Here is a 272-nt window from a genome sequence, read left to right as displayed (position 1 = left end):
GGGTCGCGGGTTCGAATCCCGTCTTCCGCTTCAGTTCGGGAATTAGCTCAGTTTGGTAGAGCGCTACGTTCGGGACGTAGAGGTCACAGGTTCAAATCCTGCATTCCCGATAGCCAATGTGTGATCAAAGCATTACTTGTTTAAGTAGTGCTTTTTTCTTTTTGTAAAATTAGCTTGGAAAATTTTTTTTGCTAAAAAGGCTTGAAAAATCTTCTCCATCTGCTATACTAAAAAACGTATCGCGGAAGTAGTTCAGTGGTAGAACATCACCT

Annotated in this window: 1 tRNA gene; it reads left to right on the top strand. The window is 41.9% G+C overall.

Annotation, left to right across the window (positions count from 1 at the left end):
- Nucleotides 1-36: 36 nt before the first annotated feature.
- Nucleotides 37-110 (top strand) — tRNA-Pro (locus tag FC20_RS09810).
- The last annotated feature ends 162 nt before the right edge of the window (nucleotides 111-272 follow it).

It is taken from the genome of Lactobacillus equicursoris DSM 19284 = JCM 14600 = CIP 110162 (assembly GCF_001434815.1).
GTDB lineage: Bacteria > Bacillota > Bacilli > Lactobacillales > Lactobacillaceae > Lactobacillus > Lactobacillus equicursoris.
The sequence above is the reverse complement of the archived record's forward strand: the minus strand, read 5'-3'. Positions and strand labels throughout refer to the sequence as shown.